This window comes from Streptomyces vulcanius (assembly GCF_042653945.1).
In the GTDB taxonomy this organism is placed as follows: domain Bacteria; phylum Actinomycetota; class Actinomycetes; order Streptomycetales; family Streptomycetaceae; genus Streptomyces; species Streptomyces mangrovi.
On record NZ_JBHSFK010000065.1, the window covers coordinates 37,023 to 54,019 of the forward strand.

15 protein-coding genes, 1 rRNA gene and 1 pseudogene are annotated in these 16,997 nt (G+C 72.6%); 4 read left to right on the plus strand and 13 right to left on the minus strand.

Features of this window, described 5'->3' with window-relative positions; genetic code table 11:
- Window positions 1-101: 101 nt before the first annotated feature.
- Window positions 102-713: a helix-turn-helix domain-containing protein gene (locus tag ACFPIH_RS52910; protein ID WP_381179981.1), complete on the plus strand. Its 612-nt coding sequence runs from the start codon at window positions 102-104 to the stop codon at window positions 711-713.
- A 168-nt stretch (window positions 714-881) separates the two neighbouring features.
- Here ACFPIH_RS52910 and ACFPIH_RS52915 read toward each other — a convergent pair whose 3' ends face one another.
- Together ACFPIH_RS52915 and ACFPIH_RS52920 are read right to left on the minus strand one after the other, a co-directional pair.
- Window positions 882-2,198, minus strand: coding sequence for an alpha-amylase family protein (locus ACFPIH_RS52915; RefSeq protein ID WP_381179978.1), 1,317 nt, complete (start codon window positions 2,196-2,198; stop codon window positions 882-884).
- An 11-nt stretch (window positions 2,199-2,209) separates the two neighbouring features.
- Complete coding sequence (locus tag ACFPIH_RS52920) at window positions 2,210-2,782, minus strand: MarR family winged helix-turn-helix transcriptional regulator (protein ID WP_381179975.1); 573 nt, start codon at window positions 2,780-2,782, stop codon at window positions 2,210-2,212.
- Between the two features lie 68 nt (window positions 2,783-2,850).
- Between ACFPIH_RS52920 and ACFPIH_RS52925 the strand changes: the two genes are divergently transcribed.
- A complete protein-coding gene (locus ACFPIH_RS52925; RefSeq protein ID WP_385879245.1) occupies window positions 2,851-4,440 on the plus strand; it encodes an FUSC family protein in 1,590 nt (529 codons plus the stop codon).
- Window positions 4,441-4,764: 324 nt separating this feature from the next.
- Here ACFPIH_RS52925 and recN read toward each other — a convergent pair whose 3' ends face one another.
- The 4 genes from recN to ACFPIH_RS52945 all read right to left on the minus strand — a co-directional run bounded on the left by recN (window position 4,765) and on the right by ACFPIH_RS52945 (window position 8,667).
- Complete coding sequence (recN, locus tag ACFPIH_RS52930; RefSeq protein ID WP_381180360.1) at window positions 4,765-6,483, minus strand: DNA repair protein RecN; 1,719 nt, start codon at window positions 6,481-6,483, stop codon at window positions 4,765-4,767.
- A 183-nt stretch (window positions 6,484-6,666) separates the two neighbouring features.
- Window positions 6,667-7,572 carry an NAD kinase gene (locus tag ACFPIH_RS52935; RefSeq protein ID WP_381179970.1) on the minus strand — a complete coding sequence of 302 codons (906 nt, stop codon included), beginning with the start codon at window positions 7,570-7,572 and terminating at the stop codon, window positions 6,667-6,669.
- A complete protein-coding gene (locus tag ACFPIH_RS52940) occupies window positions 7,569-8,384 on the minus strand; it encodes a TlyA family RNA methyltransferase (RefSeq protein ID WP_381179967.1) in 816 nt (271 codons plus the stop codon). Before ACFPIH_RS52940 ends, ACFPIH_RS52935 begins: the two co-directional genes overlap by 4 nt.
- A gap of 7 nt (window positions 8,385-8,391) precedes the next feature.
- Window positions 8,392-8,667 carry a hypothetical protein gene (locus ACFPIH_RS52945; RefSeq protein WP_381179964.1) on the minus strand — a complete coding sequence of 92 codons (276 nt, stop codon included), beginning with the start codon at window positions 8,665-8,667 and terminating at the stop codon, window positions 8,392-8,394.
- A 40-nt stretch (window positions 8,668-8,707) separates the two neighbouring features.
- Here ACFPIH_RS52945 and ACFPIH_RS52950 point away from each other — a divergent pair, with 40 nt between their 5' ends.
- On the plus strand, window positions 8,708-9,055 hold the full coding sequence (locus ACFPIH_RS52950) for an SCP2 sterol-binding domain-containing protein (protein WP_381179961.1): 348 nt from the start codon (window positions 8,708-8,710) through the stop codon (window positions 9,053-9,055).
- Here the strand turns inward: ACFPIH_RS52950 and ACFPIH_RS52955 are convergent.
- From ACFPIH_RS52955 to ACFPIH_RS52970, 4 genes are all read right to left on the minus strand, one after another.
- Window positions 9,039-9,896, minus strand: coding sequence for an ABC transporter ATP-binding protein (locus ACFPIH_RS52955; RefSeq protein ID WP_381179958.1), 858 nt, complete (start codon window positions 9,894-9,896; stop codon window positions 9,039-9,041). The genes ACFPIH_RS52950 and ACFPIH_RS52955 overlap by 17 nt on opposite strands.
- Window positions 9,893-10,951, minus strand: a complete 1,059-nt coding sequence (locus tag ACFPIH_RS52960; RefSeq protein WP_381179955.1) for a FecCD family ABC transporter permease — start codon at window positions 10,949-10,951, stop codon at window positions 9,893-9,895. Before ACFPIH_RS52960 ends, ACFPIH_RS52955 begins: the two co-directional genes overlap by 4 nt.
- On the minus strand, window positions 10,948-11,991 hold the full coding sequence (locus ACFPIH_RS52965) for a FecCD family ABC transporter permease (protein ID WP_381179952.1): 1,044 nt from the start codon (window positions 11,989-11,991) through the stop codon (window positions 10,948-10,950). Before ACFPIH_RS52965 ends, ACFPIH_RS52960 begins: the two co-directional genes overlap by 4 nt.
- 89 nt (window positions 11,992-12,080) lie before the next feature.
- A complete protein-coding gene (locus ACFPIH_RS52970) occupies window positions 12,081-13,109 on the minus strand; it encodes an HAD hydrolase-like protein (protein WP_381179950.1) in 1,029 nt (342 codons plus the stop codon).
- Window positions 13,110-13,203: 94 nt separating this feature from the next.
- On the opposite strand from ACFPIH_RS52970, the gene ACFPIH_RS52975 reads away from it, so the two are divergent.
- A complete protein-coding gene (locus ACFPIH_RS52975; RefSeq protein WP_381179947.1) occupies window positions 13,204-14,487 on the plus strand; it encodes a DUF1015 domain-containing protein in 1,284 nt (427 codons plus the stop codon).
- 68 nt (window positions 14,488-14,555) lie between these two features.
- On the opposite strand, the gene ACFPIH_RS52980 is transcribed toward ACFPIH_RS52975, so the two are convergent.
- The 3 genes and pseudogenes from ACFPIH_RS52980 to rrf form a co-directional block, all read right to left on the minus strand.
- On the minus strand, window positions 14,556-15,338 hold the full coding sequence (locus ACFPIH_RS52980; RefSeq protein WP_381180358.1) for a hypothetical protein: 783 nt from the start codon (window positions 15,336-15,338) through the stop codon (window positions 14,556-14,558).
- A 48-nt stretch (window positions 15,339-15,386) separates the two neighbouring features.
- A pseudogene (locus tag ACFPIH_RS56570) lies at window positions 15,387-15,992 on the minus strand (hypothetical protein); the annotation flags it as partial.
- Window positions 15,993-16,693: 701 nt separating this feature from the next.
- Window positions 16,694-16,810: ribosomal RNA gene (gene rrf / locus ACFPIH_RS52985) — 5S ribosomal RNA — on the minus strand.
- Window positions 16,811-16,997 lie beyond the last annotated feature (187 nt).

Below are 16,997 nucleotides of genomic sequence, written 5' to 3' on the forward strand. Positions count from 1 at the left end.
AGGGAGGCGCCAGGTAAATCTGGGTAAAGTCTCCTTGACCGTTCATCGGGGCGCTCCATAAGGTTGATCCGCACAGGGGTCTCGATGTGCAGGGGGAAGCCGTGAGGCACAGCCAAATACCGGTCCCGCAGTCCGCTCCGCACTACGAACTGGCGCAATGGCTGCGCTCGCTGCGCCGGCGGTCAGGACTGACGTATCGGCAGATGTCACAGCTGATCGAGGAGGAGCGCGGGGTCCCGCCCGGCTGTTCGGCCGTCACCCTGCTCCGCGCCGACCGGGGCAACCGCCTGCCACGCCGCCAGGTCGTCGAGGCGTATGCGCAGGTCTGCGGTGCCACCCGGAGCGAGGCGCGGCTGCACTGGGAGCGTGCGGCGCAGCAGGTCGACCCCCCTCCCGGCGGTGGCCAGACCCTGCCGGCGTCCCACCTGGGCCGCAGACTCGCGTTCGTCTACCAGCCGGCCCATCTCCTGCAGGCCATGCACCGGGTTCGCCTCGACGCCGGTCAGCCCTCGTTGCGGGAATTACAGAAACGGGCTCGTGAACTGGGTGCGGGTCCGCTTCCGCGCAGCAGTGTCGCCGATGTCCTGGCGGGTCTGCGGATGCCGTCGGAGGATCTTCTCATCACCTACGTCCGCGCGTGCGGCCAGCAGGAAAATCTCCTCGTGCTGTGGCGTCACGCCTGGGCCCGTGCGCTCGATTCGGAGTCCCTGTGACCCGATGCCGGGAGAAATCCGGGCGGCCTCCCGGAAAAAATGCCGCCAGGACACATCGGCCGGACATGCCGAATTAATTTCCGCGAAATGATCGAAATGGGCGGCGCTCCGGCCGACCCGATTTAATTCTCCTCGACTGGATCAGTTGCATCAATTGGATCAATTGGATCAGTGAGGGATTTCCGGCGCCGTGGCCACGAACCAGCCGAACCCCGGCAGGGTCACCGCGGCCGAACCGGCGCCGACGGCGGCCTCGCCCGCGGCGGGTGTCCAGTCGGCGGCCGGAAGAGAGCCTTCCGCGGGCGCCGCGCCGAAGTTGAGTCCGACGGCGAGCGCCGCGGAGCCGTTTGGATCGGTGAGGGTGTAGGTGAGCACGGTGTGGGTGAGGGTGTGGACTTGGGTCCTGGCCCGTACAAGCCAGGAGTTGCGCCGCCGGACGCCCACCAGCGTCTGGTGGAGCCGCTCGACGGGCAGTTGGTCCGGCCCGAGCCCCGAGGGGTCGGCGGGGAACGCGGGCCGGATCGCGTCGTCCCCGCCCTCGCGCTCCTCCTTGACACCCCGCAGCGCGCGCTCGTCGCCGGCGTACACGGACGGGATCCCCCCGACGGTGAACAGCACGGTCAGGGCGTGCGCCAGATGCCGGGGTTCGCGCAGCCGGCTGGCGATCCGGGTGACGTCGTGGTTCCCGACGAAGGTCTGCGGGGCGAAGGTGTCGAGCAGGCCGTTGTGGCGCTTCAGCGCCCAGGCCAGTTCGTGCGGGTTGGTGTCGTTCAGCGAGCTCCAGATCGCCTTCCACAGTTCGTACTGCGTGGCGGAGTCCAGGCCGCCCTCGCGGACGTACGCGGCGTAGTCGCCGTGGATCACCTCGCCGCTGAACCAGACCTGGGGATGCCGTTCCCGGACCCGGTCGGTGACGGTCCGCCAGAAGCTCCGCGGGACCGCGTACGCGGCGTCGAGCCGCCAGCCGGAGACACCCCGCTCCAGCCAGTGGTCGAGCACGGCGACGACATGGTCGGCGACGGCCGGGTGGGCGTGGTTGAGGGCGACCAGGTGCCGGTGCCCCTCGAAGGTGCGGAAGTCGTCGCCTTCGGGGACGAACCAGTCGGCGTACGGCGAGTCGGCGCCGTGCCGGGCCACGTCGGCGAAGGGTCCGAAGGTGCGGCCCACGTGGTTGAAGACGCCGTCGAGGAGGACCCGCACCCCGCGGGACGCGGCGCGCTCGGTCAGCTCGGCCAGGTCGTCCTCGGTCCCGAGGCGGGGGTCGATCCGGAAGTGGTCGACCGTGTCGTAGCCGTGGGTCTCGGCGGCGAAGACCGGGCCGAGGGCGAGGCCGTTGCAGCCCAGCCGGACCAGGTGGTCGAGCCAGCCGGTCAGTGCGGGCAGCCGGTGGCGCGGGGGCTCCCCGGGCGGCAGGGCGGCGCGCTCCGCGCCGAGGAATCCCAGTGGATGGACGTGCCACCAGATGGCGTGCTCGGACCAGGACACGGAAGCCTCCGTCAACGGGTGGGGGGCGGGTGGCCGGGGGTGACGGCCGGTCGGTCGGGGGTGACGGCCGGTGAATCGCGGGTGACGGCCGGTGAATCCGGGGTGATGGCAGACGAATCCGGAACGGCGGCCGTCGAACCCGGGACCGCGGCCGGCGAATCGGCGAGACGGTTCATCAGCCCGGCGGCCAGCAGCAGGACCTGCCGCTCGGTGGGCGAGAGGTCGTCGAGGGCGACGTCGAGCCAGGCGTCACGCTGGGCCATGTCCTCGGCGAGGGCCCTGCGCCCCGCGTCCGTCAGCTCCAGGACGCGCTGCCGCCCGTCCTGGCTGTCCCGGCTGCGACTGATCAGCCCGTCGCGCTGGAGCTCGGCGAAGACCCGGGTCAGGGACTGCGGCTGCTGGTGGTCGGCGGCGGCGAGCGCGCCCGCCGGCATGGGGCCGCCGCGCCGCAGATGACCGAGCACGCTGCTCTTGTTGAGGCTGAGGCCGTCGGCGGGACGCTCCGCGCTGAGTCTGCGGGCGAGCCGGATGACGCCCTGCCGGATCTCGGCGGAGTCGGGGCTGTGTTCTGGTCGCTGCGACATCACATTGCTAAGGTATCACTTACTAAATACTTCGCCACTTGCCCCGACTTGATCGGCATCTTACGACCGTGATCATACGCAGAGCTTACCTTTTCGACCCGGCGTGGCTGTACCTGCGGACGACCGCCGTGACCATGGCCACCGTGCTCGGCGCCTACGGCTGGGCGCTGTTCGTCGAGCACGAGGCCGGACTGCGGGTGGACAGCGTCGTGCAGGCCGTGGTGGTCGCCTCCGCGCTCGGCCGGGTACAGCGCGCCTTCGACCGCACCGACCGTCTGGTGGCCTGTGCCGTGCTGCCGTGCGCCGCGGCCGGCGGCACCGAGCTGAGCACCCTGATCCAGCGCCATCCGACCGCGGGCGACGCGGTGTTCGTCGTCGGCATGGCCGGGGCGATCTGGATCCGCCGCTTCGGGACACGCGCCACCCGCGCGGGCACCCTCGTCGTACTCCCCCTGGTCGCGGTGCTCGTGGTCCCGCCCGGGATCGCGCCCACCGGCGGCGGCCACGAGCCCACCGGCTGGGCGGCGGTGACCGCGCTCGTGGCGGTCGTCTGGGGTACGGCGCTGACGTGGACGGCACAGCGCACGAGGTTCGTGCCGACTCCCCCGCCGGCCTGGGTCGTGCGGCCGGCCCCCGCGCCCGCCCGCAAGGGCCTGCCGGCCGCCACCCGGATGGCGTTGCAGATGGCCGCGGCGCTGACCGCCGCGTTCGTCGTCGGCCGGACGGTGTGGCCGGACCACTGGGCCTGGGTCGTACTGACGGCGTTCCTGGTGTGCAGTGGCGCGCTCAGCCGCGGGGACGTCCTGGTGAAGGGCGCCTGGCGGACGGTCGGAGCCGCGGCCGGCACCCTCGTCGCGGGCGCCGTCTCGGGCTCCTTCGGTCCGCGCTCCGACACGGCCGTGGTGGTGATCTTCGCGGTGCTCGCGGTGGCGACCTGGCTGCGGGAGCTGAGCTACGCGTTCTGGGCCGCCTGTGTCACCGCCGTGCTGTCCCTGCTCTACGACTGGTTCGGGCAGAGCCCGGGAGACCTCCTGGACACCCGGCTGGCGGGCATCGCGGTCGGCGCGGTCATCGGTCTGGCGGCGTCCTGGCTGGTCCTGCCGATCCGTACGGCAGCCGTGGCCCGGGCCCGCACCGCCGCCGCGCTGGCCGGCCTGGGCGAACTGCTGGAGGCCGACTGGCACGACGAACGCGCCGTGCGCCGCGCCCGGACCCGGTTCGCCCACCGCGTCGACCAACTGGCCGTGTCCACCGCGCCCCTGCGCATGCTCGCCGCCCTGCCGCTGCCCCGCCGGCTGTCCGCCCGCTGGCATCCGGACGACACCGCGCTACGGGCCACCGCGGCCCTGCGCCGCTGCGCCGCCCCGGCCGACGCCCTGGCCGCGGCCGTCACCTCGGCGTCGGACGGCCTCGCCGACACCCCGGACCTGGCGGGCCGGCGCTCCGAGGTCGCCGCCCACGCCCTCGCCGTACGCCGCGCCATCGGCCGCCGCCCCCAGCCACCGGCCACGCCGCAGCAGCCCCCCGAGCCCCGGACACCCCGCCCACCGGACCCGGCGGCGCAAGCCGCCCTCGACGCACTGACGGCACTCGACACCCGACTCGACACCCTGACCCACCTGTACCCCCCACCCCCGACACCCACCCCGACCCACTGACCACCCACACCCCGCCGCACGCCACCCCACGGGCCGCCGCCCCCGAGCCCCGGACACCCCGCCCACCGGACCCGGCGGCACAAGCCGCCCTCAACACGCTGACGGCACTCAACACCCGCCCCGACCCACCGACCACCCACACCCACCCCGCACGCCACGCCACAGCAGCCCCCGGTGCCCCGGACACCCCGCCCACCGGACCCGGCGGCGCAGACCGCCCGCGACGCACTGACGGCACTCAACACCCGCCCCGACGCCCGTCCGCAAGCCGCGCCACCCGGCTACGGCTGCCGACCACCCACCGCCGGCTGCCCGCTCCGGCTGCTACCCGTCCGCCCGGGCCGTAGCCAGCAGTTCCTCCGCGTGCGCCCGGGCCGTCTCGGAGTCCTCCTGGCCGGCGAGCATCCGGGACAGTTCCCGGATCCGCTCCTCGCCCTCCAGGACCTTCACGCCCGACCGGGTCACGGACCCGTCGTTCGTCTTCTCCACCAGCAGCTGCCGGTCGGCGAACGCGGCCACCTGCGGCAGATGGGTGACGACCACGACCTGAGCGGTCTTCGCGAGCTTCGCGAGCCGCCGCCCGATCTCGACCGCCGCCTTGCCGCCGACACCGGCGTCGACCTCGTCGAAGAGATACGTCGGCACCGGGTCCGTACCCGCGAACACGACCTCCACGGCCAGCATCACGCGCGACAGCTCACCGCCGGACGCGCCCTTGGCGATGGGCCGCGGCGGCGCGCCCGGATGCGGGGCGAGCAGCAGCTCGACCTCGTCGGCGCCGGACGGCCCGTAGGCGACCGCGCGCCCGCCGACCTCCACGCCCTCCGGGTCCTCGGTCTGCCGGATCGCGAACGACACACGCGCGTGGGGCATCGCCAGCGACGCCAGCTCGGCGGTCACCGCGGCGGCGAACCGCTCGGCGGCGTCCGTGCGCGCGTCGGTCAGGGCCTGCGCGAGCCCGCCCAGTTCGGCGCGGAGCGCGTCCCGCTCGACGGTCAGCTCGTCGATCCGGTCGTCGTCGCCGTCCAGCTCGGTGAGGCGCGCGGCGCTCTGCTCGGCCCACGCCAGGACCGCGTTCACGTCCGACCCGTACTTCCGGGTCAGCGCGGTGAGCGCGGCCCGCCGCTCCTCCACGGCCGCCAGCCGCAGCGGATCGGCGTCGAGGTCGTCGGCGTACCCCGCGAGTTCCCCGGCCACATCGCCCAGCAGGATCGCGATCTCCCCGATCCGGTCGGCCAGCGTGGACAGCTTCGGGTCGTACGACCGTACGGCCTCCAGGGCTCGCTGGGCGCCCGCCACCAGGGTGGCGGCGTCGATGCCCTCGGGATCCTCCGGGTTGCCCGCGAGAGCCGCGTGCGCGGCCGTGGCGGCCGAGGACAGCGCCTCCGCGTGCCCGAGCCGCTCGGCCTCCTCCGCGAGCTCCACGTCCTCGCCGGCCCGCGGCTCGACACCGGCGATTTCGTCGAGGCCGTAGCGCAGCATGTCGGCCTCCTGGGCCCGCTCACGCGCGCGTGTGACGATCTCGTCCAGCTCGACGGCCACGGCCCGCAGCCGCCGGTACGCCTCCGTGTACTTGGCGAGCGGCACGGCGACCGCGTCCCCCGCGTACCGGTCGAGCGCCTGCCGCTGCCGGGACAGCTTCAGCAGCCCCTGCTGGTCGGTCTGCCCGTGCACGGCGACGAGTTCGTCCGCCAGCTCGGCCAGCACGCCCACCGGCACGCTCCGCCCGCCGACGTGCGCCCGCGACCGCCCCTCGGCCGAAACGGTACGGCTGATGAGCAGCGCGCCGTCGTCGAGCTCGGCCCCGGCCTCCTCGGCCCGTACGACCACCGAGGCGCCCGGGGGCACGCTGATCCGCCCCTCCACGACCGCCCGGTCGGCGCCGATCCGCACAAGCGCGGGATCGGCGCGTCCGCCCAGCAGCAGCCCGAGGCTGGTGACCACCATGGTCTTGCCCGCACCCGTCTCACCGGTGACGGCGGTGAAGCCGGGCGACAGCTCGACAACAGCGTCGTCGATGACTCCGAGCGACCGTATCCGCATCTCCTCCAACACGGAGACGACCTTACGAGGTCCGAGCCAAAGAGCGCGAGGCGCCCTTGTCACTCGGCCGGGTGTAGATACCCAGGGGCGCGGGGCTGTGTCGATATGCGGCTCCGCCGCGCGGGCGCGATCAGCCACGACGGCGCGGCAGCCGCCATCAGTCCCCGCCACCCCCACCAACCGCTAGTGCCGAGCCCCCCGCCACCCGGAAACGGGCAGAGCGAACTTCGCCACCAGCCGATCGGTGAACGACGCATGATGCAGTCGAGCCAACCGCACCGGCACGGCCCCCCGCCGCACCTCCACCCGAGCCCCCGGAGGCAGCTCGAAGGTCCGCCGCCCGTCGCACCACAGCACACCCGGCGGAATATGGGGCAGCAACTCCACGGCGAGCACGGAGTTGGGCGAGGTCACCAACGGCTTCGCGAACAGCGCGTGCGCACTGATCGGCACCATCAGCAGCGCCTCCACCTCGGGCCACACCACGGGCCCGCCGGCGGAGAACGCGTAGGCGGTCGACCCGGTGGGCGTGGACAGCACGATGCCGTCGCACCCGAACCCGGTCACCGGCCGCCCGTCGATCTCCAGCACCACTTCCAGCAGCTTCTCGGCGCCCGCCTTCTGCACGGCCGCCTCGTTCAGCGCCCAGTCCGTGTGCACGATGTCCCCGTTGCGGTGCACGACGACATCGACGGTCATCCGCTCCTCGACCTCGTACGCCCTGGACACGACCCGGTCGACGACCTTGTCGAGGTCGTCGCGCTCGGCCTCCGCGAGGAACCCGACGCTGCCCAGGTTGACGCCGAGCATCGGCACCCCGGACGCCCGCGCGAACTCGGCGCCGCGCAGCAGCGTGCCGTCACCGCCGAGGACGATGAGCAGCTCGCACCCCTCCAGGCAGTCCGGAGTGGCCTCATGGACCTGCTCCACCTCGTCCGGCACATGCAGGTCGGCGGCCTCGTACTCCAGGACCCGCACCCCGATGCCCTCGCGCAGCAGACCCTTCACCACCAGTTCGGCGCTGCGGGTCGCCGCCGGCCGCCCGGTGTGGGCGAGCAGGAAAACAGTACGAGCTCGGTTCTGACTCAACGCGGCCCCTCCGCCACTGCACGGTCAACGTCGGCCGGGTCCAGGGCAGGTGCCCCGGCCTTGAGCCACAGAAAGTACTCGACATTGCCCGAGGGCCCGGGCAGCGGACTGGCGGTGACACCCCGCACCCCGAGCCCCAGCTCCCACGCCTTCCCGGCCACGCCGCGCACCGCCTCGGCGCGCAGTTCGGGGCTGCGTACGACGCCCCCGCTGCCGAGCCGTTCCTTCCCCACCTCGAACTGAGGCTTGACCATCATCACCAGGTCCGCGTCCGGCCCGGTGCACCGCGTCAGGGCCGGCAGCACCAGCCCGAGCGGGATGAAGGACAAATCCCCCACGACAAGATCCACAGGCTTCCCATCGATCGCTTCAAGCGTCAACTCGCGTACGTTCGTACGGTCCTTGACGGTGACGCGTTCATCGCTCCGCAGAGACCAGGCGAGTTGTCCGTATCCGACGTCCACGGCGACGACGTGCGAGGCCCCGGCCCTCAGCAGCACGTCCGTGAACCCGCCGGTGGACGCCCCGGCGTCCAGCGCCCACCGCCCCTCGACGGTGAGCCCCTGCGGGACGAACGCCTCCAGCGCGCCGGCGAGTTTGTGCCCGCCCCTCGACACATAGTCGGGGTCGTTGCCGTCGACGGCCACGACAATGGCCGCCGCCGTCTCCACCTGGGTGGCGGGCTTGGTCGCGACGGCCTTGCCGACGGTGACCCGCCCGGCGGCGATCAGCTGCCCCGCATGCTCGCGAGAACGCGCGAGCTTCCGGCGGACCAGCTCCGCGTCCAGACGGCGACGTGCGACTCCTGCCACGTTCGGTTCAGCTCCTACTGCTGTACGTCGAGGGGGGCGCCGGAGGTCCCGGGCGGGCGTCGAGCGCGGTGAGCGCGTCACGCAGCCCCTGATGTACATCCTCGTACACCTCGAGGTGTCCGTCGGTGGCGAGGTGGTCGGCGTCGGCCAGCCGGTCCAGGCCGCCGTCGACCTCGGCGTTGCCGGTGGGGGTGCGGGGGACGGCCAGCGGGGCGGGGCCGGCGGGGTCGTACGCCGGCTCCTCCGGCACTTCCGGCACGGTCTCCGGCACTGTGTCGCTCATGCCCAGACGCTACCCGAACACTGGGGTACCGTCGGTCGCGATGGCCACGACCGAGGAGTGCCGTACGGCGCTCGAGAAGCTCTCTGACAACATGCAGCGCGCCGAAGGTGACGTCCGCACGGCCGCGTCCCTGGACCGCTCGGTGAGCTGCCGGATCACCGACCTGGACGTCACGTTCGTCGGCCGTATGGCGGGCGGCCGGATCGTGGTCCAGGACACCCTGCAGGGCCCTCCTCCGGAGAAGGCCCAGATCAGGCTGACCATGACCGGCGACGACCTGGTGGCGCTGGTCGCCGGCGAGCTGAACTTCGCGAAGGCTTGGGGGACGGGGAGGGTGAAGCTGGAGGCGGGCCTGCGGGACCTGTTCCAGCTCAGGAAGCTTCTGTGACCTTCGCCCGTGCCCGTGCCTGACGCGCCGCCGGCACCACCAGCGGTGTCCCCGTCTCCGGGTCGTCGATGACCTGACAGCGCAGCCCGAACACCTCCTCGACCAGCCCGGCCGTGACGATCTCCTCGGGTGCGCCCTGGGCGATGACCTCGCCGTCCTTGAGCGCGATGAGGTGGGTGGCGTAGCGGGCCGCGTGGTTGAGGTCGTGGAGGACGGCGACCAGCGTGCGGCCCTGCTCCTCGTGCAGCTCGGCACACAGATCCAGGACGTCGATCTGGTGCTGGATGTCCAGGTAGGTGGTCGGCTCGTCGAGCAGCAGCAGCGGGGTCTGCTGGGCGAGGGCCATCGCGATCCACACGCGCTGGCGCTGCCCGCCGGACAGCTCGTCCACATACCGGTCGGCGAGCTCGGCGACCCCGGTCTGCGCCATGGACTCCTGGACGACCCGCTCGTCCTCGGCCGACCACTGCCGCAGGATCCCCTGGTGCGGGTAGCGGCCCCGGCCCACCAGGTCGGCGACGGTGATCCCGTCGGGCGCGATGGACGACTGCGGCAGCAGACCCAGCGTCCGGGCGACCTTCTTCGCCGGCATCGACTGGATCACCTGCCCGTCGAGCAGCACCCGCCCCGCGGACGGCTTCAGCATCCGCGACAGCGCCCTCAGCAGCGTCGACTTGCCGCACGCGTTGGGGCCGACGATCACGGTGAAGGAGTGGTCGGGTATCTCCACCGACAGCCGCTCGGCGATGACCCGCTGGTCATAGGCGAGGGTGACGTTCTCGGCGGACAGGCGGTTCACAGTGCTCCTCAGGGGGTTCTTCTCGTTCGTTGGCCCGCTCATATCCGGCCCGCCTTGCGCTCGGTGACCAGCAGCCACAGCAGATAGAGCCCGCCGAGCACACCGGTGACCACGCCCGCCGGCAGTTGTCCGTCGCCGAAGAGCCGCTGCGCGGCCCAGTCGGCGGTGACCAGCAGCGCGGCGCCCATGCACAGCGACGCCACGAGGTTCGGTCCGGGCGAGCGGGTCAGGCGCCGCGCGAGCTGCGGCGAGGTGAGCGCCACGAAGCCGACCGGCCCCGCGGCGGCCGTGGCGGCGGCGGTGAGCAGCACGGCCGCCACCATCAGCAGCAGCCGCACCCGCTCCACCCGCACACCGAGAGCGGAGGAGACGTCGTCGCCCATCTCCAGCATCCGCAGCCCGCGCGCGTTGCCGAGTACGAGCGGTACGAGCACGCACACCAGGGCGAGCAGCGGCCAGACCTGGTCCCAGTCCCGGCCGTCCAGCGTTCCGGTCATCCATACGACGGCCCGCGCCGCGTCGACGAAGTCGGCCTTGGTGATCAGATAGCCGTTGACGGCCGACGCGACGGCCGAGACGCCGATGCCGACGAGGACCAGCCGGTAGCCGTGCACGCCCCGCTTCCACGCGAGCAGATAGATGGCGGCGCCGGTCACCAGCCCGCCGACCAGCGCGCCCAGGGTGACCTGCTCGGTGGTCCCGGAGAACAGCACGATCATCACGAGCGCACCGGCCGTCGCCCCCTGCCCGAGGCCCAGGATGTCCGGGCTGCCCAGCGGGTTGCGCGACACGGCCTGGAACAGCGCGCCGCCCAGCCCCAGCGAGGCGCCCACCAGCAGCCCCACAAGGACCCGCGGCAGCCGCAGATCGTTGACGACGAGCTCCTGACCGGGGTTGCCCTCCCCGAACAGCGTCTTCAGCACGTCTCCGGTCGAGATCGGGAAGTCACCGGTGCCGATCAGCACCACGCTCGCGGCGAACGCGGCCAGCACCAGCAGGCCGACGACGACCAGCGCCCGAACGTCCGGCCGGACCGACAGCCCACCCGGGGTACGCACCGCACGGCTCCCCTTCCTGCCTGATTCCGCGGTCCTCACAGCTGGGCCGTCCTCCGCCGTCGTACGAGAAAGATGAAGACCGGCCCGCCGATGATCGCGGTGATGATGCCGACCTGGACCTCCGACGGACGGGCCACGAGCCGGCCGATCACATCGGAGCCGAGCAGCAGCACCGGCGACAGGAGCGCCGCGTACGGCATGATCCAGCGCAGGTCGGGGCCGGTGAAGGAGCGGACGATGTGCGGAACCATCAGGCCGACGAACACGATCGGTCCGCAGGCGGCGGTCGCGGCCCCGCACAGCACGGTCGCCGCGAGCATGGACAGCGCCCGGGTGCGGTTGAGGTTCGCGCCGAGCGCCCTGGCCGTGTCGTCGCCCATCTCCACGGCGTTCAGCGGCCGGGCGAGGGCGAACGCGACGAGGGTGCCGACGACCAGGAAGGGCAGCACCTGCCGGATGGTCCCGTCGGTGGCCGTGGACAGCGAGCCGACCGTCCAGAACCGCATCCGGGCCAGCGCCGCGTCGTCCATGATCATCACGGCCTGGAGATAGCCGTAGAGCGCCGCGCTGATCGCGGTGCCGGCGAGCGCCAGCCGCACCGGCGTGGCTCCCCGGCTGCCGCCGAGGAACCAGACCAGCGCCCCGACCGCCGCCGCACCGAAGAACGCGAACCAGACGTACCCGGTCAGGCTCGTCACGCCGAAGTAGGTGATGGCGGTGACGACGGCCGCCGAGGCACCGGCGTTGATGCCGAGCAGCCCCGGGTCGGCCAGCGGATTGCGGGTGAGCGCCTGGAGCACGGCACCGGCCAGCCCCAGCGCGGCACCGGCCAGCAGCCCGAGCACGGTCCGTGCCAGCCGCTCGTCGACGACGACGTCCGCGTACGTCCCCGAGTCCGAGAACAGCCCGTGCCACACCTGGGCGACGGACAACTCCTTGGCCCCCACGGCGATGCTCGCCACCGCCACCGCCAGCAGCACCGCCAGTGCGGCGAGCAGTCCGGCGGAGCGTATCGCCCAGCGGTCCGGGGGCGCGGGGGCGGTTTCCGCGCGCTGTTCGGGAAGACGGTCGACCAACACGGAAGTTAGGTTAGCCTACCCTGCCTGAGCCCTTGCTCCCTGGTCGGCGCCGTCGCCCCGCGCGCAGCTCCCGGCCGGACGTCAGACCCTCACAACCCCAGCCGCGCCAGCGCCTTCCCCCCGTCCAGCTCGCACGCCCCGTCCCCGGCCGCCGTCCAGGCCGCCGCGCACAGCGCCCGCAGCCCGTCCAGGGCCTCACCGTCCCCCACCAGCTCCAACCGCTCCGTATCGGCACTCGCCGTCCAGCCACCGCACCGGAAGCCGTCCCCGTCCGCGCTCACCTCCGGCTGCCCGGTGAGCAGTCCGCGCAGATCACGGTCCACGTACGTCGGCCTGTGCTGCGGCGGCGCGGCAAGCAACTGGGCGCCGTCCGTGACCCCCGTGAGCACGAGCAACGAGTCGACGTCCCCGTTGAACGCCCCCTCGATGTCCGTGTCCAGCCGGTCCCCGACCACCAACGGCCGCTCGGCGCCCGTCCGCAGGACGGTCTCCCGGTGCATCGGGGGCAGCGGCTTCCCCGCGACCTGCGGCTCGGCACCGGTCGCTATCCGCACGACCTCCACCGCCGCGCCGTTACCCGGCGCGATCCCCCGCCCGCTCGGAATCGTCAGATCGGTGTTGGACGCGAACCACGGCACCCCGCGCGCGACGGCGTACGACGCCTCCGCGAACCGCCCCCACGGCAGGTCGGGTCCGCCGAAGCCCTGCACCACGGCCGCCGGATCGTCGTCCGCCGACTCCACCGGAACCAGCCCCCGCTCCCGCAGCGCGACCCGCAGCCCCTCCCCGCCGATCACCAGCACCCGCGCCCCCGCCGGCACCTGCTCACTGATCAGCCGCGCCACGGCCTGCGCCGAGGTGATGACGTCCTCGGCCCCCGTCGGGATCCCCAGCTCGGTGAGGTGCCCGGCGACCGTGTCCGGCGTCCGCAGCGCGTTGTTGGTCACGTACGCGAGGCGCATTCCGCCCGCCCGCGCGGTGGCCAGCGACTCGACGGCGTGCACGATCGCACTCCCGCCCGCGTACACCACCCCGTCCAGATCGAGCAGCGCCGTGTCGTACGCCTCGCTCAGGGCCTGCCCACTGCCCTCGGGCCTCGTCCTGACGCTCCGGCTCATTCCACATCGCTCCTCGCTCGATCCGCTTTCCCCCGATCATCGCGCATACCACTGACACAGGGACGCCCTCCGGCACGACACGTACGATGCCGGGATGAACTCAGCAGGTCACTCTGAGGCAATGGCGCCCCGAGGCCTGGAACTCACCCCGTTCCGAGGCCTGCGCTACGACCCCGACCGGGTCGGCAGCCTCGCAGCCGTCACCTCCCCGCCGTACGACGTCGTCGTCCGACCCGACGGCCTGCACCAGCTCCAGGATGCGGACCCCTACAACATCGTCCGCCTGATCCTGCCCCAGGCCACCACCCCCAGCGCCCGCAACGGCCAGGCCGCCGACGCCCTGCGCCACTGGCTCGCCGAGGGCGTCCTGACGGCGGACCCCGAACCCGCTCTGTACGTCTACGAGCAGCGGCACGCCGACGGCATGCTCCAGCGCGGTCTGATCGGCGCCCTGCGCGTCTCCGAGCCGTCGGAGGGGATCGTCTTCCCCCACGAGGACGTCATACCGCCCGTGGTGGCGGAGCGTGCGGCCCTGATGCGCGCCACGCACGCGAACCTCGAACCGCTGCTGCTCACCTACCGCGGCAACGGCACGACGGCGGAGATCGTGGACCGCACCGCCGACACACCCCCGCTCCTCGCCACCACCACCGAGGACGGCTACCGCCACCGCCTCTGGGCGATCACCGATCCCGCCCTACTGGCACGTGTCCGCGCGGACCTCGCCGGCCACCAGGCGCTGATCGCCGACGGCCACCACCGCTGGGCCACCTACCTCCGGCTGAGCGCCGAGCACCCCTCCCCGAGCCCCTGGGACCACGGCCTGGTCCTCCTGGTCGACACCGTCCGCTACCCCCTGCGCGTCCGCGCCATCCACCGCCTCCTGCACGGCCTGCCGGTGGCTCAGGCCCTGGCCGCCGTCAAGGGCGCCTTCCGCGTACGACGCCTGGAGACCCCCCTCGCCGAAGCGCTCGATGCCCTGGCCGACGCGGCCTGCGCCGGCAACGCGTTCCTGCTGGCGGGAGACGGTGCCTTCCACCTCCTGGACCACCCGGACCCGGCCCTCCTCGCCCGTACGATCCCCACGGACCGCCCGCCGGCCTGGCGCACCCTGGACGCCACCGTCCTGCACAGCACCCTCCTCGACCACGTGTGGCACATCCCCGAGGACGACCCCACCCGGATCGCCTACATCCACGACACCGCCGCGACGGTACGCAAGGCGGAACGCGGCGGCGCCACGGCGGTCCTGCTCCACCCGGTCCGCGAGGAGGTCGTCCGCGACCTCGCCCGCCAGGGCGTCACGATGCCCCGCAAGTCGACGTCCTTCGGCCCGAAACCGGCCTCCGGCCTGGTCCTGCGCGCACTGGACCTGTGAAACACGAGAAGGGGCGGGACCCCGGCGATGGCCGGGGGCCCGCCCCTTCTCGTGTCTCCTGCCGAACGTCAGTCCTCGTCGCCGTCCTTGACGTCGTCGACGACCTTCTCCGGCTCACCGTCGGCCGGCTCGGCCTGCTGCTCGGCCTGCTGCTCGGCCGCTGTGTCGCTGTCGTCGAGCGCGTCGACGAACTCCACGCCGTCCATCTCGGCAAGCCGGTCGGAGGCGTCCGTGCTGCCGTCCCGGTCGGCCTCCACGGCCTTCCCGAACCACTCGCGCGCCTCGTCGTCGCGCCCGGCGGCGTGCAGCGCGTCGGCGTAGGCGTACCGCAGCCGCGCGGTCCACGGCTGCACCGAGTTGGACGCCAGCTCGGGGCTCTGCAGCGTCACGATGGCCGCGTCCAACTGCCCCATGTCCCGCCGGGCGCCGGCCGCGACGAGCCGCATCTCCACCTGACCGGCCTTGTCGAGCTTGTGCACCTCGGGAGTACCGGCCATGTCCAGCGCCTTCTCCGGCCGCCCGAGCCCACGCTCGCAGTCGGCCATGACCGGCCACAGCTCCACCGAACCGGTCATCCGCCGCGCCGCCCGGAACTCGGCCAGCGCCTCGGAGTACTTCTGGTTCGCGTACGCGGCGAACCCGGCGGCCTCCCGCACGGCGGCGACACGCGACGCCAGCCGCAACGCCACCTTGGAATACCCGTACGCGCCCTCGGGGTCCTCGTCGATCAGCCGCGCGACCATCACCAGGTTGCGCGCGACGTCGTCGGCGAGCGTCTTGGGCAGGCTCTGCAGCTCCTGCCGTACGTCCTTGTCGATCTCCTCGCCGGTGACGTCCTCCGGGATCGGCAGCCGCTTGATCGGCTCCCGGTCGCGGTCCCGCTCGTCACGGAACCGGCCACCACCCCGTCGGTCGTCACGCCGGTCATCGCGCCGATCGTCACGCCGGTCGTCACGGCCCCGGAAACCACCGGGCCGCCCGCCACGGTCGTCACGCCGGTCGTCACGCCGGAAAGCCGGCCGTCCACCGCGGTCGTCTCCACGCTGACCACCACGATCGTCACGCCGGTCGTCACGGCGAACGAACCCGCCGCCGCGGTTGTCGTCCCGACGGAAGGCCGGACGGTCGCCACGGTCACGGTCGTCGCGCCGGGCGAACCCGCCACCGCCGCCGCCACCGCCACGGTTGTCGTCACGCCGGAACGCCGGACGGTCATCCCGCCGATCGTCCCGCCGATCGTCACGGCGGTCATCCCGACGGTCGTCACGCCGGAAGCCACCACGGTCACCACGGTCGTCACGCCGGTCGTCACGCTGGAAGGCCGGCCGTCCACCGCGGTCGTCTCCACGCTGGCCACCACGATCGTCACGCCGGTCGTCCCGGCGGAAGCCGCCACCACGGTTGTCGTCGCGCCGGAACGCCGGACGGTCATCCCGCCGATCGTCCCGGCGGTCATCCCGGCGGTCATCCCGACGGTCGCCGCGGTCACGGTCGTCACGGCGGGCGAACCCGCCGCCGCGGTTGTCGTCCCGACGGAAGGCCGGACGGTCGCCACGGTCACGGTCGTCGCGCCGGGCGAACCCGCCACCGCTGCCGCCACCGCCACGGTTGTCGTCACGCCGGAACGCCGGACGGTCATCCCGCCGGTCGTCCCGGCGGGCGAACCCGCCGCTGCGGTTGTCGTCGCGCCGGGGCCCACGATCGCGATCGTCCCGACGCGGTCCCCGGTCACGGTCGTCCCGCTGGAAAGCGGGCCGAGCCCCACGGTCGCCTTCACGGCGGTCGTCCCGCCGGCCGTACCCCGCGCTACTGCTACCTCCACCGCTGCGGTTGTCGTCGCGGCGGAAGCCACCACGGTCGCCACGGTCACGGTCGTCCCGACGGTCGTCGCGCCGGGGGTACCCGCCACCGCCGCCACCGCGGTTGTCGTCCCGACGGGCAGGGCCGCCACGGTCGTTGTCGCGCCGGTCGTTGTCACGGCGGTCGTTGTCACGGCGGAAGCCACCACGGTCGCCGCGGTCACGGTCGCTGCGGTAGCCGCCGCGATCTCCACCGTCCCGTCGCCGCTGGTCGCGCTCCGGTCGGTCGTCGGGAGAGTTGGTGGACATCGGTGACTCCTGTCTTCTGGTACCGCAAACATTCTAAAAAACGAAAGGACCCCTGGTCCCAGCTGAACGCTGGTGACCAGGGGTCCTCCCCAAAGATTGTTCGGCGGTGTCCTACTCTCCCACAGGGTCCCCCCTGCAGTACCATCGGCGCTGTAAGGCTTAGCTTCCGGGTTCGGAATGTAACCGGGCGTTTCCCTCACGCTATGACCACCGAAACCCTAATGGTTTCGAGCGAACAAGCACACTTTTCACTTGTTTTCAGCTCTAAGCCGGCAACAGTCGTTGCCTCAGAACTAACACAGTGGACGCGAGCAACTGAGGACAAGCCCTCGGCCTATTAGTACCGGTCACCTCCACCCATTACTGGGCTTCCAGATCCGGCCTATCAACCCAGTCGTCTAC

What these genes read in the sequence shown, in the direction of transcription:
- recN (WP_381180360.1), bottom strand. Translation starts at nt 6,483, where the DNA reads ATGCGGATACGGTCGCTCGGAGTCATCGACGACGCTGTTGTCGAGCTG.
- ACFPIH_RS52975 (WP_381179947.1), top strand. Translation starts at nt 13,204, where the DNA reads ATGAACTCAGCAGGTCACTCTGAGGCAATGGCGCCCCGAGGCCTGGAA.
- ACFPIH_RS52920 (WP_381179975.1), bottom strand. Translation starts at nt 2,782, where the DNA reads ATGTCGCAGCGACCAGAACACAGCCCCGACTCCGCCGAGATCCGGCAG.
- ACFPIH_RS52970 (WP_381179950.1), bottom strand. Translation starts at nt 13,109, where the DNA reads ATGAGCCGGAGCGTCAGGACGAGGCCCGAGGGCAGTGGGCAGGCCCTG.
- ACFPIH_RS52950 (WP_381179961.1), top strand. Translation starts at nt 8,708, where the DNA reads ATGGCCACGACCGAGGAGTGCCGTACGGCGCTCGAGAAGCTCTCTGAC.
- ACFPIH_RS52955 (WP_381179958.1), bottom strand. Translation starts at nt 9,896, where the DNA reads ATGAGCGGGCCAACGAACGAGAAGAACCCCCTGAGGAGCACTGTGAAC.
- ACFPIH_RS52945 (WP_381179964.1), bottom strand. Translation starts at nt 8,667, where the DNA reads ATGAGCGACACAGTGCCGGAGACCGTGCCGGAAGTGCCGGAGGAGCCG.